Source organism: Polynucleobacter duraquae, assembly GCF_000973625.1.
In the GTDB taxonomy this organism is placed as follows: Bacteria; Pseudomonadota; Gammaproteobacteria; order Burkholderiales; family Burkholderiaceae; genus Polynucleobacter; species Polynucleobacter duraquae.
Window position 1 is genome coordinate 655,171 of record NZ_CP007501.1, and the last position, 22,733, is coordinate 677,903.

Sequence of the window (22,733 nt, forward strand, 5' to 3'; positions counted from 1 at the left end):
TCCGTATGACTGTTAAACCCACCAAGCGATTAGCTGTAGCCCCAATGATGGAATGGACCGATCGTCACTGTCGCTCCTTTCATCGCAACCTAACTAAAGAAGCTGTGCTGTATACCGAGATGGTTACGACGGGCGCACTCATTCATGGGGATGTGCCACGCCATTTAGATTATTCGCAAGATCAACATCCTGTTGTATTGCAGTTGGGTGGTTCGGAACCTTCTGACTTAGCTAAGGCTGCAGAGTTAGCTCAGCAGTGGGGGTACGATGAGATTGATCTAAATTGTGGCTGCCCATCTGAGCGGGTGCAACGTGGGGCATTTGGTGCTTGTTTAATGGCTGAACCACAACTCGTTGCCGATTGTGTCAAAGCCATGAAAGCTGCCGTTGATATCCCGATCACAGTAAAGCATCGCTTGGGATTGGATTCGATGGATGCCGCGAGCTCTGAAAAAGATTATCAATTTGCTTTGAACTTTATTCTTGCGGTAGCGGATGCAGGTGCTAGTCAAGTCACTATCCATGCTCGTAATGCGGTGCTCAGAGGTTTATCCCCAAAAGAGAATCGTAGTAAACCACCTTTGCGTTATGAGGTGGCCGCAAAGCTCCGCCTTGATGCGCAAAAACAATTTCCCAATCTCAAAGTCCTGCTCAATGGCGGCTTAGAAACGAATGAGCAAATCGCCGGTCATTGGGATGATTTTGATGGCTTTATGGTGGGTAGAGCGGCTTATCATTTTCCGGCGATGTTGCTCGGTTGGGATGACTTGATGAAGACTGATGGTGAGGCTGCTGGATATCTTTTTAGCGAAACTGAGTGGCATCGTATACAGGTTGCATTGGTAAAGCAGGTACAGGCTTGGTTTGATGAGTGTCAGTCCAAAGGCAAACCGTTTTATATCGGGGCTTTTACAAGGCATATTCTTGGTCTAGCCCACGGTAGAGCGGGATCGCGTTATTGGCGCCAGCGCCTTTCTGATCACCATGCTCTAGCTAAAGTGCAAAGCAAAGCAGCTATTTTGGGTTTCTTTATCGATGCCAGCCTGACCTTAGGGGATTGGGCTACTTTTGAGTTTGATGGCCCCTAAATCGGATAAATAAGGCTTTTTTGACAGTGTTTTGGCCCAAAAGCTATAATCTATGTCTTCAGTGGCGGACGTAGCTCAGTTGGTAGAGTCCCAGATTGTGATTCTGGTTGTCGCGGGTTCGAGCCCCGTCGTTCGCCCCACCGAATATGGCATTATCCTAAGGCTCCCACTGTGGAGCCTTTTCTTTCTGAGAGTTTATTCATGAAAAAATTCGATATTCTTCCAATCCTATTCGGTGTTTTGCTATCAGTCATTGCGTTGTATTTCATGTTGAGACCCTCAACTGCCGCTAGCGCTCCAGCATCAACTATTCCCGCAGTTAAAGTTGGCAATGTATCTTGGGATCAAACTGAGATGACGATTGGCGATATGAAAACGTTTGCGACTGCTACTGGATTTGTCAGTCAGGCTGAGAAAAACGGTGGTGGACTCAATTACGAATCTGGATTTGTCAAAAAGCCGGGCTGGGTTTGGAAAACTCCCTACGGCGTTCCTGCAAAAGATACTGAGCCCGCAGTGCACCTCAATCAATCTGAAGCGGCATCTACCTGTCGTTATTTTGGTAAACGTTTGCCTACTGAGGCTGAGTGGATTTCTGCGGCATTTGTAGAGCAGCGAGCTAATCCACCTTCAGGCTTTGTTAAGGGTGAGCGTTATCCATTTCCTGGTGGTAGTACGCCTGCAGTTTCTCATTGCTTAAGTGGCTGTGGCGACTACAAAGGTGTCGCACCAGCAGGCGCATTAAACCGAGGCACTGGTCATGTCCCCACGGGCACCACTAAGCCTGGAGTTAATGGTCTATTAGATATGGGCGGTAATGTTTGGGAGTGGACGGCTACTGAGCGCAATGGTGGTTTCATTACTCGTGGCGCTTCTTGGTGGTATGGCCCGGAGAGACAAAAAGAATCTGATGTTGAGTCTAAGCCAGCAGATATTGGAGTCGTTTACATTGGATTTCGGTGTGTGGCTGATGCCGTGAAACAATAAGGAATGACCGAGCCCGTAATTGATCCATCCGCTATTGAGATTACCCCTGAATACCAGGAGGTAATCGATGCCATCGAGCGCCACGACCCTTATATCTTTGTGAGCGGTAAGGCTGGTACTGGTAAGACCACTTTAATTGGCTATCTACGTGAGAACATTCATGGCAACGTAGTGGTGGTGGCACCAACTGGCGTAGCTGCATTACAGGTGAAGGGCGTCACGATTCATTCCTTCTTTCGCTTGCCGCCGCGCTTAATCTTTCCTGAAGAAGATATCAAGCCTTTAAAAGATAAGCGTCTCTATAAAGATATTCGCCTACTGATCATTGATGAGATCTCGATGGTGAGGGTGGATGTAGTAGATGCAATTGATTTATTCCTGCGCGCTAATGGACCCCAGAAGAGTGAGCCCTTCGGTGGTATCCAGGTGATGTTTGTGGGAGACTTGTTTCAGCTGCCGCCGGTGGTATCTCAAACGGATATGCAAGTGCTCTCTGAACGCGGTTACGAAGGTCCTTACTTCTTTTGCGCAAATGCGTTGCATCGCAAAGATGTCACGATGGTGGAGCTATCCAAGATCTTCCGTCAAAAAGACGCGCACTTTGCTAGCTTGCTCAATCAGATCCGCATCAATCAAAATATTGATGAAGCACTCAATACCCTAAATACCGTTTGTTATGAAACTAAGAAAGAGGCTGATGAGCAAACCATCACGCTAACCACGACTAACGCCCGTGCAGATCAAATTAATGGTGCAGGATTACGAGCGCTCACAACGGATGCCAAAGTGTATATGGGCAATAGCACTGGTAAGTTCAATGTAGATGATCGCAATCTGCCATCACCTAATCAACTTACTCTCAAGGTTGGTGCCAAGGTGATGTTTACCGCAACTGATAGCAATTTTCCGAAGCGCTGGGTAAACGGTACTATTGGGGTCGTTCGCGAACTACTGCCTAATACCGTGAAGGTGATGGTACAGAATGGCCCTTACTCTAATACAGTGGAAGTCAAAGGACATCAGTGGGAATCGTATCGCTATGACCATGACATGATGTCTGGCAAGATTTCACCAAACATCATTGGCACCTTTGTGCAGATCCCGCTCATGCTAGCTTGGGCTGTCACTATTCATAAGAGTCAGGGTAAGACTCTCGATAAGATCAAAGTAGATTTATCTTCAGGAGCTTTTGCATCAGGACAAGTTTATGTCGCCTTGAGTCGCTGCACCTCTATCGAGGGTATTACTCTCGAGCGCCCCATACAGCCCAAAGATGTGAGCTGTGATCAAGAGGTGAAGCGTTTCTATCTGAATTGCTTGCCTGGTTAAGCTGCTTTCGCCATCTTCTTGCTGCTTTTTTGTTTCTCGGCTCGCTGCTTTTCTAGTGCTTCACTGGCAATCAGTTTAAATTCACCTTCAACGAATCTTTTCAAGGCTTCGCGCATGAGAGGTTGATAGCCCATATCGTATTTAGCGCCCAAGAGCTTATAAGACTCAATCAAGTCCTGCTCCAGTCTGATGGAGATCATTTGTAGCCCTAGCGCTTCATCAATTTGAGTACAGATTTTTTTATCGACTGCTCTTGCATGCTTGAGCTCGCTACCAAGCTCACGACTCTCCCAAGCCTCAGCGGAATTGTCTATTTTTATTTTCTTGCCTTTTGCGATCATCGCTTTCCTCGCTCTTAAGTTTTAGTATTTCGCCACTTGCATAGAAATGACATTTTTAGTAAGGTACTGATATTGTATTGTATATACATACTTCTGTTGAATTTGGAGGAAATGCGCTTTTTAAGTAAATTAGCCCATCATCAAATATAAAAACCACTTTTATCAGAATTCCTCGATCATTTTCTGAGATAAACCACTCTGTAGGCGGCTCTGTTTGGTGCTGAAGTCGATCATCTATCAAGTAAGAGCGAGTTCTATTGATAAAGCACTGCTCAACGTCTTTACGAGAAAGCTGGTGTTTTAAGATTAACTTTTCTTCGATTGCTGGGCTAATGACCAGATTTTTCATACTCTTTTCCCTGTATTGTATATACAGATTTTATCAAAAAGATGAGTTCAAAAGTGGTCGGGTTAGTTAACCCATGATTAAAAAAGTGGGATTTATTCAAGAAGGGTTGAGCGGTGATACCCCATTAAAATTTATCGAGTTGCTCACCCTGTTTTATTAATATGAAAAAAGATCTTACCGGCCATGATGAACTCCCTGACTCAAGGCTCTTCATTTCAAAGATACTTCCTTCGGAGGGGGTGGTGCCTAGAGCAGGTTGGAGCGAAAGCTCAAAGGTCATCGCCAGGGACGGCGACGACTATTTACGTTTGGGTGATGTCCCGAATCTAGAGGATCAAGAGCTGGAGTGGTGAGCTGCTTAGAACCCCGCCGCCAATCCATCGCGACGATGATCGCTACCTGCAATATAAGCATCCTGAGTTTGTTCGCCTAATAGGGCAATTGCTTGAGCGCTACCAAAGTCTAGGCTGTTGGCCGGCATGACAGTCACTTCATGCCCCATTGCTTTAAGTCCATCGACTACTACAGTTGGCATGGATGCTTCAACAGTGAGCTTACCCACATCATCAATTCTCCAGCGAGGCGCATCTGAGCAAGCCTGTGGATTGAGGTATTCATCGACAAAGCGCATCACAAACTGAAGATGTCCTTGTGGCTGCATATTGCCACCCATCACACCAAATGCCATTGCTGGCTGACTGCCTTTGGTGAGGAATGCGGGGATGATCGTGTGGAAAGGGCGCTTACCCGGAGCCACTTGATTCGGATGGCCATCGACCAAACTAAAGCTCATGCCGCGGTTATGAAAGGCAATGCCACCCGGGGCAACTACACCAGAACCAAAGCCTTTGAAGTTCGATTGAATATAAGAAATCATCATGCCGCTCTCATCTGCAGCGCACAGGTAAACGGTACCACCAGCGTGTGGGTCTCCGGCGCCATAGGTGCCTGCTTGGTTGTGATTAATCAGTGCAGCGCGGGTAGCTAAATAGTTTCTATCCAGTAGTGCGCTTGTTGGTACTTTCATCGTGCTGGCATCTGAGACATGAGCATAGGCGTCAGCAAAAGCAATACGCATGGCTTCGACTTGCAGGTGAATACGCTTTGCAGAATTAGCTGGATATTGTTTTGCATTAGCCGCTTGCAAAATACCCAGCGCCATCTGCGCCACAATGCCAGAACCGTTCGGAGGAATCTCATGCAAGGTGTAATCACCATAATCAAATGCTAAAGGCTCAACCCAGTCCGTTTGATTGGCAGCAAAATCTGCCATGGTGAAACAGCCGCCTGTGCTTTGAGCAAAGTCGACCATGCTTTGGGCTAATTTACCGGTATAAAAAGATTCACCTTCAGTGTTGGCAATCTCGCGCAAGGTATTAGCTTGGGCAGGATAGCGCCAGAGTTGACCGGCAGTCGGCGATTTGCCATCAATCAAAAATGATTCACTAAAACCAGGTTCATTCTTCAGAATGGGAATGGCTTCGCGCCATTGACGGGCGATTACTGGTGAGACTGGAAAGCCGTTCTCAGCATAGTCGATAGCGCGCTTGAAGAGTTGCGCAAAAGGCAGCTTGCCAAACTTACGCGATAACTCAATCCAACCCGAAACCATGCCAGGCACGGTCACGGTATTCCAGCCAATCAAATCCATTGCCGTTTTGCCAGAAAAATATTCTGGCGTCCAAGCCGCTGGAGCGCGACCAGAGGCATTCATACCGTGGAGTTTTTTACCATCCCAAATTAATGCAAAGCCATCACCACCAAGACCATTCATCGTGGGTTCAACCACGGTGAGTGTGATCGCAGTAGCTAAGGCTGCATCAACCGCATTGCCACCGCTTTGCAAAGCTTCAATGCCCGCTTGTGTAACCAATGGCTGTGAACTAGCAACTGCATTCTTAGCAAGGACTGGGGCACGGCCGCCACCAAAGGGAGGAGAAATCAGCATGGATCGAATCGATTCTTTAAAAGGGAGATGGAAATAATTTCAGTATTGATTAATCGATCTTAATATTTGCTGATGTAACGGCTTTGGCCCATTTGTCTTTTTCACTCTGGGTAAGCGTAGCGAGTTGTTCAGAGTTTGCAAACTGAGGGTGGATTCCTTGAGTTGCTAAGCGTGCCTTGAAATCAGGATTAGTCAAAATCTTCCGAATTTCTCTTTCAAGCTTCGCAACAATGGCAGGTGACGTTCCTTTAGGTGCATAAACAGCAAAAAAGTTTTCAACGTCAAATTGTTTCATGCCATCTTGAGCCAAGGTAGGTACATTCGGCATGAGGGGTGAGCGGTCAGAGGCAGCAATAGCAATCGGACGTAATTTGCCGCTCTGAATATGCGGTAGTGATGCTGTCACACTATCAAACATCATTAGAGTATTGCCAGCAATTAAATCTGGCAAAGCGAATGCACTACCTTTGTAAGGTATGTGCGTACCAGTAGCCCCAATACGCTGCATAAACAGCGCAGACTCGAGGTGAGAGAGGCTGCCATTGCCTTGAGAAGCATAGTTAAAGTCACCCTTCTTGGATTTAATAAAGGTGATGAGTTCCGGTAGATTTTTTGCAGGCACCGAAGGGTTCACCACAATCAGGTGGGGGATGGCGCCTAGCAGAGCAACGGGCACAAAATCCTTGGTTAGATCTGCTGGAGGATTTTTAAAGAGTGCCTGTGAAATGGATTGATTAGTCAACGCGCTAATGTGGATGGTGTAGCCATCGGGGGCAGCTTTAGCAGCGGCGCCTAGGCCAATCATGCCGCCAGCACCCGGTTTATTTTCAATAACGATGGGCTGACCTAGTGCTTCACCCAGCGGAACAGAAACTGCACGGGCAAATACGTCAGTAGAGCCGCCCGCAGGGAATGACAAAACTGCGACGATGGGTTTTTTAGGCCAATCCGTATCTGGGGCAGCTATCACCTGTCCAAACAAGCTTGAAAGGATTGCGAGTCCGAGAAATGATTTTGAAAGACGATTCAAGAAGTTCATGTATTTATCCAGTGAGTAAATAGGTAATTAGGTAATATAGTATTGGAAACCACCCAAGGGGTGTAAAGCAAATAATAAAAATCAAATTGAGACAACTATGACTGCAGTACTTAAGACTCCCTCAGCTATTGACATGTCGGCCTACTGGCTGCCTTACACGCCAAATCGTTACTTTCATCAGCATCCAAAAGTGATGCAGTCAGCTAAGGGAGCTTACTACTTCGATGACCATGGTCGAAAATTATTTGATGGATTATCGGGCTTATGGTGCTCGCCTTTGGGGCATGCTGATCCACGAATTGGTGCAGCCATTCAAAAGCAGTATGAAACCATGGACTATTGCCCCGCATTTCAGATGGCAAGTGAAGCTACCTTTACTTTGGCCAGTCGCATTGTTGCTATGGCACCAACAGGCTTGGATAAAGTATTTTTTACTAACTCTGGATCTGAAGCCGTAGATACGGCGCTCAAAATGGCAGTGGCCTACCATCGCTGCATGGGTAATGCATCACGCTTTCGGATGATTGGGCGCGAGCGTGCTTATCACGGTGTTGGTATTGGTGGCATCTCTGTTGGTGGTATTGTGGCCAATCGCAAAGCATTTGCTGGAATGATGATGCCGGGAGTAGATCATCTGCCGCACACTTTCAATCTTTCGCAAATGGCTTACTCAAAAGGGCAGCCTACGTGGGGCGCACACTTAGCCGATGAGCTAGAAAATATCGTCACTTTGCATGACGCCAACACGATCGCTGCTGTGATCTTAGAACCTGTACAGGGATCGACAGGGGTGCTGGTGCCCCCACAAGGCTATTTGCAGAAGATTCGAGATATTTGTACAAAGCACGGCATCTTGCTGATCTTCGATGAGGTCATTACGGGCTTCGGGCGCTTAGGAGCGAACTTTGGTGCAGATCGATTTGGTGTGACGCCAGACATGATCACCTTTGCAAAAGCCATTACCAATGGTGTGATTCCGATGGGTGGTGTATTGGTGCGCGGTGATATTTATGATGCGGTCATGGGCCAAGGTGGCCAAGAACAAGCGATTGAATTCTTCCATGGCTACACTTACTCTGGCCATCCAATTCCCACGGCAGCTGCTCATGCTGTACTAGATATCTTTGAATCTGATGATTTGGTCAATCGCGCCAAAGCGCTTGAACCGGTTCTAGAAAATTCCTTGCATGCTCTTAAGGGAAAAACAGGCTTACTGGATATTCGTAACTTTGGCCTTTCTGGTGCGGTTGATTTAGTTCCGATTGCTGGTAAGCCAGGATTACGAGCCATGAAGACCTTAGAGGCCTGTATTGAGAGAGGTGCCTTAGTGCGTATTACAAACGACACGATTGCCGTTGGCCCCCCATTCATATCAACGCCAGCCGAAGTGGAGTTCTTAGTGAGCGTTCTGAGTGATGCGATTGATGATGCAATGAAGATCAGCTAATGCTTTGAGTTGGCCAGTAGATCGCTAGTTGAATAAGTGATACAGAATGGGGATAGCTACCGCGCTAATGACCCCATTCATTCCCATAGCTAGGCTGGCATAAGTCCCTGCCTCTGGATGAATACTAAATGCACGCGAGGTGCCAATGCCATGGGCGCCGATGCCAATAGCAAAACCACGCTGCCACCACGCCTTCATACCCAGTGCATTCAGAATAAAGGGCGCCAGAATAGCTCCCAGGATTCCGGTAGTCACGGCAAAGATGGCTGTCAAGGTTGGGGATACGCCGATGCGCTCAGCGATACCCATGGCAATGGGTGCGGTTACCGATTTGGGATGCATGGCACCAGTAATGCTCGAGTCAGCACCAAACAATTTGGCGATGTTTACAGCGCCAATAATGGATACCAAGCCACCTGCAAATAAAGACGCTAGCAAAGGAAGGGATCGACCCTTCAAGCTGCTTAAACCTCTATAGATGGGTATGGCTAAAGAGACGGTTGCTGAGCCCAACAAGAAGTGAATAAATTGCGCACCTTCAAAGTAGGTGGAATAGGGCATTTCAACAAACTGAATAATGCTAGCCACCAGAATGATGGCAATTGCTACTGGGTTAGCCAAAGGGTTCTGTTTTGCGGCCTTATAAATCGAGAGGCCAATTTGATAGGCGGCCAAAGTAATAAAGAGGGCGAACAAAGGGCTGCCAGAGAGATATACCCAAATCTCCACAATCGAGTGTTTCTCGTTCATTGCCCCGCCTCATTCGGCTTTGCGCTCAAAAAGCGGACAACGAGCGCGCTAGTGGCAATAGTGAGAATGACGCTACCGACCAAGGCGCTGATGATCGCGAGGGCATTGGCCTTCAACTGGGGCAAAAAAAGCACCACCCCAACGGCCGCCGGAACAAATAAGAGGCCAAGATATTGGCTAAAGCCGTCCGCCACCAAAGCGAGCTCATGGTTAACCCCCTTGCGGAGCACCAACCAAATAATCAGTAGCACCAAGCCAATCACGGGGCCGGGTAGGGTAGGCAAAGCAAACTTGGAAATAAGCTCTCCCAAGCTTTGAAATAGGAGAATTTGAACAAGACCAGAAATCATCAATTGATCTTACTGCCCCGCAATATATATTGCATAGCAATAAATTATTTCTTGGTTAATATATATGCACATCAAAAGCAGGGTCTTTGATCATCAGTAAGACTTCAAAATAAACCAATTCAGGAGAGCACGCATGGCCGACTTAAACGTCAACGGTAAAAAGTACAAGGTAGATGTTGATCCAGCAACCCCTTTGCTGTGGGTGATTCGTGATCATGTCGGCTTAACTGGTACTAAGTATGGTTGTGGTATTGGCCAGTGTGGTGCTTGCACCGTATTGTTCGATGGTCAGGCCATCCGAAGTTGTGCAATTCCTGTGAGCGCTGCTGCGGGTAAAAAAATCGAAACAATTGAAGGCCTAGAAAAGAATGGCCAGCTTTCTAAAGTACAAAAAGCGTGGGTTGACAATCAAGTGCCGCAATGTGGTTACTGTCAATCTGGGTTGGTGATGGCTACTACTGCCCTGTTACGCAATACCCCTAAGCCTACTGATGCACAAATTGATGCAGCAGTCACCAATATCTGCCGTTGCGGAACCTTCCAACAAGTGCGTGAGGCTATCCACGCTGTGAGCAAGGCATAAGGAATAATCATGACTAAAACTATTCATACAGCAACTACTAATACTTCACGTCGCCACTTTATTGTTGGTACCAGTGCCATTGCAACCGGCTTAGCAATCGGTTTTGATCTTACATTGATTTCTTCGGCCAATGCGGCAATGGGTTCCGGTACCACTGCCATGACTCCTTTATCGCCATCCGAGATTGGTGTATGGGTAGAGGTCAAGCCAAATGACGATATCGTAGTGCGTATCGTACGCTCCGAAATGGGTCAAGGGACGATTACTGGTTTGGCACAAATGGTTGCCGAAGAACTGCAATGCGATTGGAAAAAAGTCTCTTACGACTATCCAACGCCTGCTGAGAATCTCAAGCGTAATAAAGTGTGGGGTAGTTATTCCACAGGCGGTAGTCGTGGTATTCGTACCTCTGAACAATATGTGCGCAAGGGCGGTGCCGCAGCTCGCATGATGTTGATTCAGGCTGCAGCAACTCAGTGGGGTGTGCCCGTATCTGAATGCGTCGCTAAAGATAGCGTGATTACCCACATCCCATCTGGTCGTAAAACGACTTTCGGTAAGGTTTCCATAGCAGCCTCCAAGTTGGAAGTGCCAAAAGATATTCCTTTAAAAGATCCTAAAGATTGGACTGTGATTGGTAAGTCAGTTAATCGTATTGATGGTACTGCCGATAAGGTTACTGGTCGACAGGTGTATGCCATTGATTTGAAGCTACCTGGTATGTTGGTAGCCACCATTCAAGAGTCCCCCGTCTTTGGCGGCAAAGTGAAAACCTTTGATGCCTCTAAGGCCTCCAGTATGAAGGGTGTCAAGAAGGTAGTTCAAGTTAGCGACTCCTCCATTGCAGTCATTGCCGATACTTATTGGCAGGCAAAAATGGGCATGGATGCTGTCAGTGTGAACTGGGATAACGGCGCCAATGGTGACGTCTCAAGCGCTTCTATTAAGAAGATGCTTGAAGGTGGTTTGACTGCCAACGACACGTTTGTGGGTAACTCGAATGGTGATGCGAAAGAGGCTATTGCTAAAGCTTCTAAAACGATTGAAGCAACCTACTTTTATCCATTCTTAAACCATGCCACACTCGAGCCTCAAACGGCCACTGCCAAGTGGACGGCTGATTCTTGTGAAGCTTGGGTTCCTACTCAGGATGGTGAAGCCTCATTAGCAGCGGTGATTGCTGCCTCTGGATTGCCGGCTGAAAAATGCAACGTTTACAAAGTAAACCTCGGTGGTGGATTTGGTCGTCGTGGCGCCTTTCAAGACTACACAACCCAAGCAGTCAACATTGCTAAGCAAATGCCGGGTACACCGATTAAGTTAATTTGGAGTCGCTCTGAGGATATGACTCAAGGCCGTTATCACCCAGTGACGATGTGCAAAATGACTGCTGCAATTGATGATAAGAAGAACATTACCGGCTTAGATATGCGTATCTCAAGTCAATCCATCTTAGCCTCAGTACGTCCAGCAGTAGTGGCTGCTAATAAAGGTAAGGATCCTGTAGTTTTCCAGGGGCTAGACGTTGCGGGCGAGCATGGTATTACTTACAGCTTTCCGAATTTGATGGTTGACCACGCTATGCGCAATACGCATGTGCCACCAGGTTTTTGGCGTGGCGTCAACGTCAACCAAAATGCGATCTTCTTGGAAACATTTATGGATGAGATGGCAGAGGCTACGGGCATGGATGCCGTTGAATTCCGTCGCAAGCACATGGAGAAGTTTCCGCGTGCAGTAGCCGTTCTCAATGCGGTAGCAGATGGAATTGGTTGGACTAAGCCAGCGAAGCCAGGGGTATTTCGTGGACTTGCACAGATGCGCTCATTTGGAAGCTATGTGGCTGCGGCCTGTGAGGTCACAGTGACTAACGGCAATGAGGTCGAGATTCTCCGCATGGTGGCTGCAACTGATCCAGGTTATGCGGTCAATCCAGCACAAATAGCCCGTCAGGTATCCGGCTCCTTTGTTTATGGCTTATCTGCACTCTTCGAAGAAGAAATCACGATTGAGAAGGGCGCAGTTGTACAGAAGAACTTTGATACCTTTAACTCTATTCGTCTGTCACAGATGCCACCGGTAGAGACCATCATTATTCAGGGTGGCGGCAAAGAGTGGGGAGGTGTTGGTGAGCCCACAATTGCAGTTGCGGCACCAGCAGTGCTGAATGCGATTTACCGAGCAACTGGTAAACGCTATCGCACGATACCGTTGAAAAACAGCGGTATTAAGCTGGTATAAGTTGAGTACTTCGGGAGCTTAGTAAGGGGCAATGAAAGGCGCACTAGCAGCAGTATTATTGGGTGTGTGGACGGCGTCTTTTGCTAACCTTTGCCAAGCTCAAACCTGGTCTGGGGATTCCATCGTGAATCCTCTCACTGCTACTCCAGGAGATGCAGTGAAAGGCCGTGTGATTGTGGCGAGCCGCCAAACCGGTTTATGTCTGCTCTGTCATAGCGGACCTTTTCCGGAGGAGCGTTTCCAAGGTAATTTGGCTCCGGAAATTGGGCTTAGTGTTGGGCGCTTAAGCGAGGCACAGTTGAGAGCCAGAATGGTAGATCCCAGTCGTTTCAATCCCGGTACTATCATGCCTTCTTATTATCGTTCAGTAGGATTCAATAGAATAGCTCCTAAGTTTGAAGGGCAGCCTATATTAAGTGGGCAAGAGATTGAAGATGTCTTGGCTTTCTTAGTTAGTCTTAAGGCAGTAGTCGCTCAATGAGAAATACAATATTACGATGACCTTATTTAAAGTAAAAGCCACCTCCGCTAATCTCTCTCGTAGGATGTATTTGTCTACGCTGGGAGTGTTGGGTTTGTCGAGCTGGATTACCCCACTCTCTGCTGCAGCTAAAAAACCTGAGGCAATGGAAGCCATTACCAAGATCGTGGGTTCAAATACCGTGAAGGATGGACGGGTTAAGTTAGTCATTCCACCTTTGGTGGAGAGCGGTAATTTAGTTGTGCTCAAAGTAGCGATTGAGAGCCCAATGACTGCGAGTGATTATGTCAAGGCCGTTCATATTATTTCTGAGGAAAATCCATCACCAAATATTTTCATAGCGTATTTCACGCCCCGCTCTGGACGTGCAGAGCTCACTACTAGAGTGCGGCTGGCTGATTCACAAAGAGTGTGGGCGATTGCCCAAATGAATGATGGCAGTTATTGGCGTGGTCATGCTGATACCTCGGTAACTTTATCCGCTTGTACGGAGATGATATGAGTAAGACCTCTCGTACCGGCATTACTGCCCCCACAAATGCCAAGAAGAACTCGATTATTGAGATCCGGGCGATTGCTCAGCATGACATGGAAACTGGCTTTCGCTATACAGAGGATGGTAAACGTATTCCGCGGGATATCATTCGCTTTTTCACCTGCCGCTATAACGGAGAAGAAATTTTTAAGGCGGATTTTTATTCTGGAATTGGTGCCAATCCCCTCATCATTTTTACTACGGTTGCTGTCGCATCGGGCACGATTGAGTGTCAGTGGACTGGGGATAATGCTTATGAAGCGATCAACCAAGTAAAAATTACTGTTTCGTGAAAGCCGTACCGCTATGCAATCGTTTGGCGCAAATACTACTGGCGCTCATGATTGCGCAGCTTGCATTCGCAAGTGATATCCGAAAAGATCAGCGCCAATCTAGTTATCAGCTCATGACGGCTGAAAATCAGGCGATGCAAGATGATCCTAATTTAAACCCTGCCCTGTTTTGGGTATTGGATGGACATAGCCTCTGGAAAGAAGAGGCAGGAAATAAGAATGTTTCTTGTGCATCTTGTCATGGCGATTCTGGAAAAAAGATGGCTGGTGTAGCAACACAGTTTCCTAAAGTGCTTAAAGGTAAGCTACAGACTTTAGAGGGGCAAATCAATCAATGCCGGACCTCACAGCAAGGTGCTTCACCCCTGAACTACGAAAGTAAAGAACTCTTAGCTTTAACGACCTTTGTAGCAACCCAATCCAAGGGTTTACCAATCGCTGTTCAAGAAACACCTCAGAATAAAAAAGATCTACAACAAGGTCGTCAATTCTTTAATGAAAGAATGGGGCAGCTCAACTTGTCTTGCGCCCAATGCCATCAAGATCGCGCTGGCTTGAAATTAGGGGGAAGCCTGATTCCTCAGGGTCACCCAACTGCTTACCCAATTTACCGAATTGAATGGCAGACCATGGGATCTTTACAAAGACGTTTACGTAATTGTATGAGTGGGGTACGCGCTCAGCAGTTTGAGTATGGCTCACAAGAGATGGCTCAGTTAGAGCTGTTTCTGATGTGGCGAGCGAGAGGCATGCCTCTGGAGACTCCAGGGGTCCGGCCTTAAGCAGAGATTAGTCTGAGAAGACTACTGAAGTTGCACCATTAATCAAAACACGGTCATGCAAGTAGTAACGCAGGGCGCGCGAGAGTACGGTACGTTCTAGATCTCGACCCTTTCGAACCAAGTCTTCAGGCGTATCGCCATGGGTAACACGAGTAACGTCTTGCTCAATGATCGGGCCTTCATCTAAATCGCTAGTAACAAAGTGTGCGGTAGCGCCAATCAACTTAATACCGCGAGCATGGGCTTGATGGTAAGGCTTGGCACCTTTAAAGCTTGGCAAGAAGGAGTGGTGAACGTTGATGCAACGTCCAGATAATTTTGTGGATAAATCATCCGACAGAATTTGCATGTAGCGCGCCAAAATAACCATGTCCACCTTGGAATCAGCAACGATTTCTAGGAGCTTCGCTTCTTGGGTTAACTTTGTCTCCGGCGTAACCGGTAGGTGATAAAACGGAATATCCGCAAAATCAATGCTGGAGTAAACCTCACGCGGATGATTGGAAACAATTCCACTGATGATCATTGGTAGCTCGCCAATGCGCCAACGATAGAGAAGATCTACTAAGCAATGATCTAGCTTGGAAGCCATGATTAGCACTCGCTTTAAATCTTTAACTGCACGCAAGTCCCAAGTGAGGTCAAAGCGTTTAGCAATTTCTACAAAGCCAGCCTTAAGAGATTGGCTATCAGCACTACAGCTAAAGCTCACACGCATGAAAAAGCGTTTCGAGGCCTTGTCATCAAATTGCTGAGCTTCCTCAATATCACCACCTAATTCAAAGATGTAGGTTGAAACAGCAGCAACAATGCCCGGTCGATTTGGACAGGTGAGTGTAAGGTAATAATTTTCTGTAATCATGGCTTTAAAAGGGGAGAAATTACTTGTAGAACGTAATTTTAGACTGCTTATTTAGATGTAGCGATGTTATCTGCTGGGCCTGGGTAGGACTCACTCATATCTTTTATTGTAGGAAGGCGAACATCCGAGCAAATCGGTTTTGATCCCAAGGCATTTAAAAAATTGCAATCTTGTTTGGTAGCCGCAGAGGCAGCGTGTTCTAAGGGGGATTTACCTGTAGTTACAGTGGACACTGCGCTTACTGCAGTCGAAGGGTTGGCCACTGCTGCTGATACCACTACTGAACCTGCAGAGCTTGCGGCTGTAGTAGCAGATCCTCCTAATGCCATTAATGGCGCTGCACAAGCACCCAGATTAAGGCAGAGAATGATGCCTCCAAAAACAGACCAACCCGATAGGTTTGGTTTACTTTGGCAGGCATTCAAAGTGGGATGTTTATTTGCGCTGGCAAACAACGTTGAAAACTCCAGCTGCCCAAGACTCACTTACTACAGGCTCAAATTCACTATCGGGAGTTTTGTTATCTGAAACAACCTTGCCGCTACCTTTTTTGCCAGCGAACTCTTTGTATTCGATTGGGCGGTAACTGATGGTCGGGCAGTTGTACTCATTGATGCCGATGATTGAGCTAACGGGTTGTTTGGTTTTTGGATTAACACCTGGTTTTTTAAAGTCTAGCATCGACATGATTCGAGCCTTTTCACCGGAATCGCTAATCGTATCCAGATCGACATACACCACCATCACCGCATTGGATCCCAACTCTTTCCACTCAGCAAAGCTGCTGGAAAAGGGTAGTAAAGAGAGTGTAGTAAAGACGGTAAGTGCGTATATTTTTTTCATCATATTTGGCATTGTCGCATTGTCGTTAAAGTAAGTTCAGTCCTGATCGGACACTTCGTAACCATTCTAAACTCCCCCGGCTTATTTATCCTTAATAGCCAGATCTAGTTGACGTCCGACCTTTCGGGGTTTCATTTGTAGGGGGAGGTATTCATTTCGCGCCCAAAGGCCACTCATGTTACGGTAAAGCTTGTTCTGCACCCAACCAGACTGTCCAGATTGATAAATAAAGAGGGATTGCTCTAAATCCGATAGGTCATATAGCGTTCGCAGGCTTGGTGCCTGCTTAGTTTCAAAAGGATTATCAGCTCTCAGAAGTTCAAGGCGACCCACATTGATGCTAAAGCTATCGCCAGGAAAAGGCTGCGTCAAATTAAAGAAACTGCCAAGCAGTGGCACCTTGCTCAAAGGGCGATGCTCGGAGACTGCAATGTGCGCGTTACCCCATGCCCAATTTTTAGGGTTGCTGCCAAATTGGGAGTGCAATTGCTCAAGTGCTGTATCAAACGCTGCATTTGAAGTATCAGCACAACTCTCAATCTGTTCAGTTTTGGGATCATTGCACCAAGGGCTATTAGGATTTTGTAATTGCAATATCAATGATTGTCTAAAGCTGCGCGCACCGTAATTCTCGGTGAATAAATATCCTAAGCGCGAATAGAGTTTGCGTGTGAGTTGGTCAGCCCAAGCATTAAATATGAGTGCGCCAGCGCTATCGATTTTCATATCTCCATCAAAGTTCTTACTAAGCTCAATTGCTTGTTGGGCTAGTGGGTGTGTTGACTGCACCGATTTAAATAATTCCAATAATGGCGTAGCACCTAAAGATAAGGTATCCGCTTGCATTGCTTTCATGGAAGCAAAGTCGTGTGTTGGTCTGCTTTTAATGAGATCCACAATTCTGTCGTAGCGGGTTGGTAGATCCCAATCGCCAGTCAGTGGATTCGGATCATTAATAGCAATTACTTTTTGGTTGGCTGTAGCAATCCAATTTGAGTTAGGATTACTGCTGTTAGGAAGCTGCTCGAAAGGGACGTATCCAGTCCAATCATATTGCTTCTCCCAGCCTAATACTGGCGCCACTCCATATAAGCCTTGGTGTAAGGTACGTTTGGGTGCGATACCAGCCGTCTGAAAAGAAATGTTGCCATCTACATCTGCCATCACGACGTTTTGCATTGGTGCATAGTTTTTGCGTAGCGCCTGCTTAAAGGTCTCTAAATCTTTCGCGTGATTCATATCCAACAAGCCTGCAACCGATTGATTCTCAACATCCAGCGCAGTCCAGCGTAAAGCTAAAACAAAGCGATCAGTATCTATTATCCGCTTGGCCCGTGCATACGATTCCGAAATCACTGGACCATGCCGAGTCTCTTTGACTATAAAGCGCAGCGGAGGCTCGCCTTTGATGTCGATAATTTCTTGGCGAACTTTAAAAGGGAGCGGTCCCTCTGGACCTCGATATGCTTCGGGATTTTTTGGATCTAGCTCCTCAATATATAAATCCTGAACATCAGGGCCGGTATTGGTAAAGCTCCAAGCAAACTTATCGGTCCTGCCTAGTACCACCGCCGGTATGCCGGGGAGGGTCGCACCAATGACATTGAGACCTGGCGCATCTAAGTGGGCCACATACCATATCGCCGGTGCTGATAATCCTAGATGGGGGTCGTTTGCCAGCAAGGGCTTGCCAGAGCTTGTTAGTTTTCCATTAAGTGCCCAGTTGTTAGATCCAATGCCTTCCTTGCCACCCGGGACTTCGTTGATGGCTAATTCAGTGGCAGGTAACTTTTTTGACTTCTGGTCTCTGACAAGTGGATTGGGATTAAAGACATTGATATCTCGATACATTTTCGCAAAGTCAACATGACTCACCGGTTCATTAGGTGTATACGCTGGCATCACCTCCCACACTTGCTGAGTTGTTAAAAACTGAGAGAGTTCAAGGCGTTGCAATTCTTTTTGCCAGTTACCGCCAAGATCGAGTGCCATCATCAGCATCCACGCTACGCTATCGGTAGGTGACCAGTGCCCTGGTTTAGATCCAGTTAAAAAGTATTCAACTGGAAGGGCCCAGCCTAAGTGGGCATTGCCGGCGTTAACTCCATCTGCATAAGACTGAAGTAATCGCTTAGTAGCAATAGGGTAGCGATCAAACTGTTTTTCTGCAGCACGCTTAATACCCAGCGTTCGAATAAAGCGGTCAATTGCGAGGGTCTCTTTACCGAGAATTTCGGAGAGTCTTCCGCTAGCTAGTCGGCGATTAATCTCCATTTGCCAAGAGCGTTCACTAGCATGTAAGTAACCCAATGCAAAAATCGCATCTGAAGCGCTCTTTGCCTGAATATGGGGAATATCACTCTCATCAAAGGAGATCGCAACGGAATCTCCCAAGGACTTAATGATCCGCTTACCAGAAGGATTGGTTTGAGCCGAGAGTAGGTAGATTATTCCAGCGGCGGTGATCAAAATGAGGGCCGCAAAACTGAGCCAAAAGATACCCTTAAAGGTAGATTTAAGACCTGAGCTTGGCGTCGATATTTTCATGGGAATAGTTTAGTGGGTTTGTCTGAACTTGACTCCAGGCTTGATGAAAGCAGGCTTCCTGCCTCAGATAGGGCTCACATGCTAAAATTTTGCTTGTCTTGATTTATTTAGTACGGCTTAATTGCTCGTGCGAGCCCGAGTGGTGAAATCGGTAGACACAGCAGATTTAAAATCTGCCGACTCAAAAAAGTCGTGCCGGTTCGATTCCGGCCTCGGGCACCAGTTTTATATCATAAGCTTTCTAAGTCTATGTATTCGGCCAGTAAGGCCATAACTTATCATTGCTGAAGAACAATCTAGCGTGAAAAGTATGATAACTGTGATGTTAAAACTGTTCAATTTTGACTAACTTCTCTAAATCAGATTTAATCTTTTCTATCACACAATCCCAGTCGTTCATTTTTTCTTGTCTATACAGCTTAACTGTTGGGTACCAAGGGCTGTCATCTCTATCTAACATCCAGCGCCAACAAGTATCAAATCGATTTAAGAGCCAAACTGGCTTACCCATAGCTGCGGCTAAATGTGCTGTAGAGGTGTCAACACTAATAATTAAATCTAAGTTAGCAATAAGTGCGGCTGTATCTGAAAAATCCTCAAGTTTGCTCACATAATTGTGAAAATTATAACTTTGCCAATATTGATCACCACTTTTAGCAAGTTCAGACTCTGAGGGCTCGCCTTTTTGAAGGCTGTAAAAATCTACGCTAGAAATATTAACTTTAGCTATTAGTGCGAGAGGGATGTTTCGCCTTTCATTAACACCCCATAATTCTGGTTGATTAGGGCGAAATCCGCCATTCCATACCAATCCAACTTTTAGTTTTTGTGTAGTTTTAAGTTTAATTTTCCAATATTCTTCTTTCACTGAAATTGCTTTGATATAAGGTATTTTTGTTGGGATATTCTCAGTAAGCGTATTAAAAGCTAATGGAAGGCTCATAAGAGGACATTGGTAATCAAACGTAGGCAGCGGATCACCCATGGCAATAATCTGACTAACACCATCCAAGTCCTTTAGTAAATTTACTAAAGGGTGCTGAACTTCTAAAATGACTTTAGCACCTAGTTCTGCTACTAATTTGGCATAACGACAAAATTGAATTGTGTCACCGTAGCCTTGCTCCGCATAGAGCAGGATAGTTTTATCTTTCAGCGATTCTGCTCCAAGCCATAATGGTTGTGAAAAGTTTCTAACCTCTACTAATTTCCAGCGCCATTCATAGCCTTGCCAACCATCCTTAAAATTACCACTCAGTAAATGACACAAAGCTAAATTCCAATGCGCTGATGAGTAATTAACTTCGATACTAATCGCTTGATCATATCTCTTTAATGCCTCATCTAAACGCCCAAGCCCACTTAAGGCATTACCATAATTGAAATAGGCTTCTGCGTAATCAGCTTTAATACTTATGGCTTGATCGTAACTCTCTAGCGCCTCATTTAAACGCCCCAACTCTCTTAAGGCATTACCTCGATTAGAGTAACAAGCAGGATGATTATTATTAATAAGTAATGCTTTAGAAAAAAAATCGATTGCTTTTGTAAATTGCTTAGTTTGAGCAAATAATGCGCCTAGTAGATGTAGGGCATCAAAATTATTCGCTTGGATTGCTAATATCTGCTCATAAATGGCTTGCGCCTCTTGAAATTTTCCCTGTTGATGTAGAGCTAAACCATTCGCAATCAAATATGTCACTTGATTATGTTGGGGTGCTGATTTCACTAGCTTTGAAAACTTACGTTGAGGAATATTGTGAGGGCGAGGCATTTATAAATCTTAATTCAATTCGATAGTAATTTCTATATCTACTAAACTAACTCCACAGCCTGTTATTTCAAATCCTTAATAACATCAATTTGAGCTTATGTTAAACCAATTCTTCTATACTTATCCAAACAATCTAATAAGCTTAGGCCAACAGTTTTTATTGGGTAAGTAATAAAAGTTCTGTGATTACTTTGGCTTCAAGCACCAAAAACACTAGCGCTTTTTGTACAGTCTGGAGAAAAACTGTTTAAGCTTATTGCTGTATTTTTTCTCTAACTTGGCTCGATGTTAAATTTTTAACTTTAGCAGTAACTTATTATAAAGTAAAACGACTAAGAAACAGTTGATGGATTATTAGATAACCGTATTTTAGCGATCATTAAAAAAAGTTAAGATGAATTTAAATCGTTTGACATCGAATAAAATATTTGATGGCTTTTAGACAATCCTACCCGTAGCACAAAACGTATCATTACTATCTTAATATTCTTTTCAACCAATATCTATAAGCTTTCTAGCGTGCTGGTTCATTTAAAATCTTCCGACTCAAAAATGTCGTGCCACTTCGATTCCGGCCTCGGCTATCAATCGATTGATTTCAGATATCTTTGAAATATCTCTACTTTCTCTCCTTGCTTATATGTGCCGCCCCCAGTTTGGCTGCCGATACCCTGGTTTTTACTTGTGAGCGTTCGGAAAATAATTACACCGAAACCTATCAACTCAAAGTGATGACCGCCTCAAAAAATCAGAAGGCCAAGGTTTTCGTCGATTACCGAGATTTAGACCGGGTTAGCGAGTTGGGTCAGCAAGCTGTCATGAGTGTCCTCATTGATGAATATACAGTTCTCATTTCAATGGAAGCACAATTTCCCCCAGAAAATTTTGATGGCATCCAGTACGGTGCTGGTTCTGTAAGCACGATAATCGCAATTAATCGACCAACGGGTCAATTAAGAAAGTTGCAGACGGTTAAAGGTGGAATTCTCTCCGCAACCTTAGGCGAGGGTACAAAGATTTATCAAGAACAATGTACTGCTTTTACAAAGCCTTAATTGGGCTCGGTCACAAATCCCAGCTTGGTTAACCCAGCGCGTCGGGATGCAGCCAATACCTGAGCAACATATTCATATTTCACAGACTTGTCAGCGCGTAAATTAATTTCTGGTTGCGGTTCTTTCTGAGCAGCTTTTTCTGCATAGCCATCAAAAGTCTTTAAATCTATCGGCGTACTATTCCAGAATATCTTGCCCTGAGCATCAATCGAGAGCTGTACTGACTCTGGTTTGACTTCATTGCGCACGCTATTCGCTTTCGGCAGCTCGACCTTCACTGCCTGCTGAATGACTGGTAGGGTAATGATGAAGATAATCAGGAGCACCAACATGACATCCACCATCGGAGTCATATTTATTTCGGCCATGATGCCGCTTTCTTCTTGATCGTTTTGAAGATTAAAGGACATATTTATTCCCCGGACTTTACGCGGGCACCGGTTACAAAATAAGCGAGGAGATCATTGCCAAAGCGATTGAGATCGGCAACTAATAATTTATTGGCGCGATTAATTGCATTAAAGCCTAATACTGCTGGAATCGCTACAGCCAAACCTAAAGCAGTCATGATGAGTGCTTCGCCAATTGGGCCAGCAACTTGATCAATCTGCGCGCTACCCGAGCTGCTAATTGCGATCAAAGCGTGGTAGATGCCCCATACTGTTCCAAATAAGCCAATAAACGGTGCCGTTGCGCCGGTCGAGCCAAGGAAGGTGATTCCTTTTTGGAGTTGGGCGGCAACACCATCAATACTGTTCTTAAGACTTCTCGCCATCCACTCGGAGTAGTTAAGTGTTTGCAACAGTTCGCGATGATTAGTAGATTGACTTTGGTGGTGGGTAGAAGCTCCACTAGCGGCTTTAGCAATCTGATAGTAAGGATTGCTTGCATGGTTGGTAAATGCATTGAGACCTTGGTCATAGGAAGTGGCGCGCCAAAACAGATCAAGCTCAGGTTTGAGTTTGCGTAGATTGCGCAAATCCCAAAAGCGGGAGAGCAAAATTACCCAAGTCACAATGGAGCAGATGAGAAGTGCAATGGCCACAAAGCGGGTGACTGCATCGCCCTCGAGCCATAAATTTGCTAAGCCAAATGGTGTGTTCATAATA

At 45.8% G+C, this 22,733-nt stretch carries 24 protein-coding genes and 2 tRNA genes; 13 read left to right on the forward strand and 13 right to left on the reverse strand.

Annotated elements, in window-relative coordinates:
- Window positions 1-5 precede the first annotated feature (5 nt).
- The 4 genes from dusA to CL55_RS10850 all read left to right on the forward strand — a co-directional run bounded on the left by dusA (window position 6) and on the right by CL55_RS10850 (window position 3,404).
- Window positions 6-1,088, forward strand: coding sequence for a tRNA dihydrouridine(20/20a) synthase DusA (gene dusA, locus CL55_RS03430; RefSeq protein ID WP_046329876.1), 1,083 nt, complete (start codon window positions 6-8; stop codon window positions 1,086-1,088).
- A gap of 64 nt (window positions 1,089-1,152) precedes the next feature.
- Window positions 1,153-1,228 (forward strand) — tRNA-His (locus CL55_RS03435).
- A gap of 61 nt (window positions 1,229-1,289) precedes the next feature.
- Window positions 1,290-2,075, forward strand: coding sequence for a formylglycine-generating enzyme family protein (locus CL55_RS03440; protein ID WP_052728835.1), 786 nt, complete (start codon window positions 1,290-1,292; stop codon window positions 2,073-2,075).
- Window positions 2,076-2,078: 3 nt separating this feature from the next.
- Complete coding sequence (locus CL55_RS10850) at window positions 2,079-3,404, forward strand: ATP-dependent DNA helicase (RefSeq protein ID WP_046329877.1); 1,326 nt, start codon at window positions 2,079-2,081, stop codon at window positions 3,402-3,404.
- Here CL55_RS10850 and CL55_RS03450 read toward each other — a convergent pair.
- The 4 genes from CL55_RS03450 to CL55_RS03470 form a co-directional block, all read right to left on the reverse strand.
- Window positions 3,401-3,745 (reverse strand): hypothetical protein, encoded by a 345-nt coding sequence (locus CL55_RS03450; protein ID WP_046329878.1) that lies wholly within the window; start codon window positions 3,743-3,745, stop codon window positions 3,401-3,403. The two genes, CL55_RS10850 and CL55_RS03450, sit on opposite strands and share 4 nt — an antisense overlap.
- 55 nt (window positions 3,746-3,800) lie before the next feature.
- Window positions 3,801-4,094, reverse strand: coding sequence for a hypothetical protein (locus CL55_RS03455; RefSeq protein WP_046329879.1), 294 nt, complete (start codon window positions 4,092-4,094; stop codon window positions 3,801-3,803).
- A gap of 358 nt (window positions 4,095-4,452) precedes the next feature.
- The gene (locus CL55_RS03465) at window positions 4,453-6,042 is read right to left on the reverse strand and encodes a gamma-glutamyltransferase family protein (RefSeq protein ID WP_046329881.1); all 1,590 of its coding nucleotides are present in this window, start codon (window positions 6,040-6,042) and stop codon (window positions 4,453-4,455) included.
- Window positions 6,043-6,091: 49 nt separating this feature from the next.
- Window positions 6,092-7,081, reverse strand: a complete 990-nt coding sequence (locus CL55_RS03470; RefSeq protein WP_046329882.1) for a Bug family tripartite tricarboxylate transporter substrate binding protein — start codon at window positions 7,079-7,081, stop codon at window positions 6,092-6,094.
- A 97-nt stretch (window positions 7,082-7,178) separates the two neighbouring features.
- Here CL55_RS03470 and aptA point away from each other — a divergent pair, with 97 nt between their 5' ends.
- Window positions 7,179-8,528, forward strand: coding sequence for an omega-aminotransferase AptA (gene aptA, locus CL55_RS03475; protein ID WP_046329883.1), 1,350 nt, complete (start codon window positions 7,179-7,181; stop codon window positions 8,526-8,528).
- 24 nt (window positions 8,529-8,552) lie between these two features.
- Here the strand turns inward: aptA and CL55_RS03480 are convergent, their stop codons facing one another.
- Both CL55_RS03480 and CL55_RS03485 read right to left on the reverse strand, forming a co-directional pair.
- Complete coding sequence (locus CL55_RS03480; RefSeq protein ID WP_046329884.1) at window positions 8,553-9,278, reverse strand: LrgB family protein; 726 nt, start codon at window positions 9,276-9,278, stop codon at window positions 8,553-8,555.
- Window positions 9,275-9,628, reverse strand: a complete 354-nt coding sequence (locus tag CL55_RS03485) for a CidA/LrgA family protein (protein ID WP_046329885.1) — start codon at window positions 9,626-9,628, stop codon at window positions 9,275-9,277. Before CL55_RS03485 ends, CL55_RS03480 begins: the two co-directional genes overlap by 4 nt.
- Window positions 9,629-9,761: 133 nt before the next feature.
- On the opposite strand from CL55_RS03485, the gene CL55_RS03490 reads away from it, so the two are divergent.
- Genes CL55_RS03490 through soxA form a run of 6 tightly spaced genes read left to right on the forward strand, consistent with a single transcriptional unit; the run spans window position 9,762 to window position 14,543 of the window.
- Window positions 9,762-10,211: a (2Fe-2S)-binding protein gene (locus CL55_RS03490; protein ID WP_046329886.1), complete on the forward strand. Its 450-nt coding sequence runs from the start codon at window positions 9,762-9,764 to the stop codon at window positions 10,209-10,211.
- Window positions 10,212-10,220: 9 nt separating this feature from the next.
- Window positions 10,221-12,452 (forward strand): xanthine dehydrogenase family protein molybdopterin-binding subunit, encoded by a 2,232-nt coding sequence (locus CL55_RS03495; RefSeq protein WP_046329887.1) that lies wholly within the window; start codon window positions 10,221-10,223, stop codon window positions 12,450-12,452.
- 31 nt (window positions 12,453-12,483) lie between these two features.
- The gene (gene soxX / locus CL55_RS03500; protein WP_052728742.1) at window positions 12,484-12,933 is read left to right on the forward strand and encodes a sulfur oxidation c-type cytochrome SoxX; all 450 of its coding nucleotides are present in this window, start codon (window positions 12,484-12,486) and stop codon (window positions 12,931-12,933) included.
- A gap of 16 nt (window positions 12,934-12,949) precedes the next feature.
- The gene (locus tag CL55_RS03505; RefSeq protein ID WP_205621289.1) at window positions 12,950-13,435 is read left to right on the forward strand and encodes a SoxY-related AACIE arm protein; all 486 of its coding nucleotides are present in this window, start codon (window positions 12,950-12,952) and stop codon (window positions 13,433-13,435) included.
- Window positions 13,432-13,761 (forward strand): thiosulfate oxidation carrier complex protein SoxZ, encoded by a 330-nt coding sequence (locus CL55_RS03510; RefSeq protein WP_046329888.1) that lies wholly within the window; start codon window positions 13,432-13,434, stop codon window positions 13,759-13,761. Before CL55_RS03505 ends, CL55_RS03510 begins: the two co-directional genes overlap by 4 nt.
- The gene (soxA, locus tag CL55_RS03515) at window positions 13,758-14,543 is read left to right on the forward strand and encodes a sulfur oxidation c-type cytochrome SoxA (protein ID WP_237150529.1); all 786 of its coding nucleotides are present in this window, start codon (window positions 13,758-13,760) and stop codon (window positions 14,541-14,543) included. Before CL55_RS03510 ends, soxA begins: the two co-directional genes overlap by 4 nt.
- 7 nt (window positions 14,544-14,550) lie before the next feature.
- Here the strand turns inward: soxA and purU are convergent, their stop codons facing one another.
- The 4 genes from purU to CL55_RS03535 all read right to left on the reverse strand — a co-directional run bounded on the left by purU (window position 14,551) and on the right by CL55_RS03535 (window position 18,795).
- Window positions 14,551-15,405, reverse strand: coding sequence for a formyltetrahydrofolate deformylase (gene purU, locus CL55_RS03520; protein ID WP_046329890.1), 855 nt, complete (start codon window positions 15,403-15,405; stop codon window positions 14,551-14,553).
- A 47-nt stretch (window positions 15,406-15,452) separates the two neighbouring features.
- Window positions 15,453-15,860, reverse strand: a complete 408-nt coding sequence (locus CL55_RS03525) for a hypothetical protein (protein ID WP_046329891.1) — start codon at window positions 15,858-15,860, stop codon at window positions 15,453-15,455.
- A complete protein-coding gene (locus CL55_RS03530; protein ID WP_237150530.1) occupies window positions 15,841-16,251 on the reverse strand; it encodes a surface-adhesin E family protein in 411 nt (136 codons plus the stop codon). Before CL55_RS03530 ends, CL55_RS03525 begins: the two co-directional genes overlap by 20 nt.
- Before the next feature lie 78 nt (window positions 16,252-16,329).
- A complete protein-coding gene (locus tag CL55_RS03535; protein ID WP_046329892.1) occupies window positions 16,330-18,795 on the reverse strand; it encodes a penicillin acylase family protein in 2,466 nt (821 codons plus the stop codon).
- Window positions 18,796-18,928: 133 nt separating this feature from the next.
- Here CL55_RS03535 and CL55_RS03540 point away from each other — a divergent pair.
- A tRNA-Leu gene (locus CL55_RS03540) sits at window positions 18,929-19,017 on the forward strand.
- A gap of 103 nt (window positions 19,018-19,120) precedes the next feature.
- On the opposite strand, the gene CL55_RS03545 is transcribed toward CL55_RS03540, so the two are convergent.
- Window positions 19,121-20,569 carry a tetratricopeptide repeat protein gene (locus CL55_RS03545; protein ID WP_052728743.1) on the reverse strand — a complete coding sequence of 483 codons (1,449 nt, stop codon included), beginning with the start codon at window positions 20,567-20,569 and terminating at the stop codon, window positions 19,121-19,123.
- A 608-nt stretch (window positions 20,570-21,177) separates the two neighbouring features.
- Here CL55_RS03545 and CL55_RS03550 point away from each other — a divergent pair.
- The gene (locus tag CL55_RS03550; protein ID WP_205621290.1) at window positions 21,178-21,624 is read left to right on the forward strand and encodes a hypothetical protein; all 447 of its coding nucleotides are present in this window, start codon (window positions 21,178-21,180) and stop codon (window positions 21,622-21,624) included.
- Here CL55_RS03550 and CL55_RS03555 read toward each other — a convergent pair.
- Both CL55_RS03555 and CL55_RS03560 read right to left on the reverse strand, forming a co-directional pair.
- Window positions 21,621-22,034 (reverse strand): ExbD/TolR family protein, encoded by a 414-nt coding sequence (locus CL55_RS03555; RefSeq protein ID WP_046329893.1) that lies wholly within the window; start codon window positions 22,032-22,034, stop codon window positions 21,621-21,623. The genes CL55_RS03550 and CL55_RS03555 overlap by 4 nt on opposite strands.
- 2 nt (window positions 22,035-22,036) lie before the next feature.
- A complete protein-coding gene (locus tag CL55_RS03560) occupies window positions 22,037-22,729 on the reverse strand; it encodes a MotA/TolQ/ExbB proton channel family protein (RefSeq protein ID WP_046329894.1) in 693 nt (230 codons plus the stop codon).
- Window positions 22,730-22,733 lie beyond the last annotated feature (4 nt).

What these genes read in the sequence shown, in the direction of transcription:
- CL55_RS03495 (WP_046329887.1), top strand. Translation starts at nt 10,221, where the DNA reads ATGACTAAAACTATTCATACAGCAACTACTAATACTTCACGTCGCCAC.
- CL55_RS03465 (WP_046329881.1), bottom strand. Translation starts at nt 6,042, where the DNA reads ATGCTGATTTCTCCTCCCTTTGGTGGCGGCCGTGCCCCAGTCCTTGCT.
- CL55_RS03450 (WP_046329878.1), bottom strand. Translation starts at nt 3,745, where the DNA reads ATGATCGCAAAAGGCAAGAAAATAAAAATAGACAATTCCGCTGAGGCT.
- CL55_RS03455 (WP_046329879.1), bottom strand. Translation starts at nt 4,094, where the DNA reads ATGAAAAATCTGGTCATTAGCCCAGCAATCGAAGAAAAGTTAATCTTA.
- CL55_RS03535 (WP_046329892.1), bottom strand. Translation starts at nt 18,795, where the DNA reads ATGAAAATATCGACGCCAAGCTCAGGTCTTAAATCTACCTTTAAGGGT.
- CL55_RS03510 (WP_046329888.1), top strand. Translation starts at nt 13,432, where the DNA reads ATGAGTAAGACCTCTCGTACCGGCATTACTGCCCCCACAAATGCCAAG.
- aptA (WP_046329883.1), top strand. Translation starts at nt 7,179, where the DNA reads ATGACTGCAGTACTTAAGACTCCCTCAGCTATTGACATGTCGGCCTAC.
- purU (WP_046329890.1), bottom strand. Translation starts at nt 15,405, where the DNA reads ATGATTACAGAAAATTATTACCTTACACTCACCTGTCCAAATCGACCG.
- CL55_RS03530 (WP_237150530.1), bottom strand. Translation starts at nt 16,251, where the DNA reads ATGATGAAAAAAATATACGCACTTACCGTCTTTACTACACTCTCTTTA.
- dusA (WP_046329876.1), top strand. Translation starts at nt 6, where the DNA reads ATGACTGTTAAACCCACCAAGCGATTAGCTGTAGCCCCAATGATGGAA.
- CL55_RS03470 (WP_046329882.1), bottom strand. Translation starts at nt 7,081, where the DNA reads ATGAACTTCTTGAATCGTCTTTCAAAATCATTTCTCGGACTCGCAATC.
- soxX (WP_052728742.1), top strand. Translation starts at nt 12,484, where the DNA reads ATGAAAGGCGCACTAGCAGCAGTATTATTGGGTGTGTGGACGGCGTCT.
- CL55_RS03440 (WP_052728835.1), top strand. Translation starts at nt 1,290, where the DNA reads ATGAAAAAATTCGATATTCTTCCAATCCTATTCGGTGTTTTGCTATCA.
- CL55_RS03490 (WP_046329886.1), top strand. Translation starts at nt 9,762, where the DNA reads ATGGCCGACTTAAACGTCAACGGTAAAAAGTACAAGGTAGATGTTGAT.
- CL55_RS03555 (WP_046329893.1), bottom strand. Translation starts at nt 22,034, where the DNA reads ATGTCCTTTAATCTTCAAAACGATCAAGAAGAAAGCGGCATCATGGCC.
- CL55_RS03560 (WP_046329894.1), bottom strand. Translation starts at nt 22,729, where the DNA reads ATGAACACACCATTTGGCTTAGCAAATTTATGGCTCGAGGGCGATGCA.
- CL55_RS03480 (WP_046329884.1), bottom strand. Translation starts at nt 9,278, where the DNA reads ATGAACGAGAAACACTCGATTGTGGAGATTTGGGTATATCTCTCTGGC.
- CL55_RS03545 (WP_052728743.1), bottom strand. Translation starts at nt 20,569, where the DNA reads ATGCCTCGCCCTCACAATATTCCTCAACGTAAGTTTTCAAAGCTAGTG.
- CL55_RS03485 (WP_046329885.1), bottom strand. Translation starts at nt 9,628, where the DNA reads ATGATTTCTGGTCTTGTTCAAATTCTCCTATTTCAAAGCTTGGGAGAG.
- CL55_RS03505 (WP_205621289.1), top strand. Translation starts at nt 12,950, where the DNA reads ATGACCTTATTTAAAGTAAAAGCCACCTCCGCTAATCTCTCTCGTAGG.
- CL55_RS10850 (WP_046329877.1), top strand. Translation starts at nt 2,079, where the DNA reads ATGACCGAGCCCGTAATTGATCCATCCGCTATTGAGATTACCCCTGAA.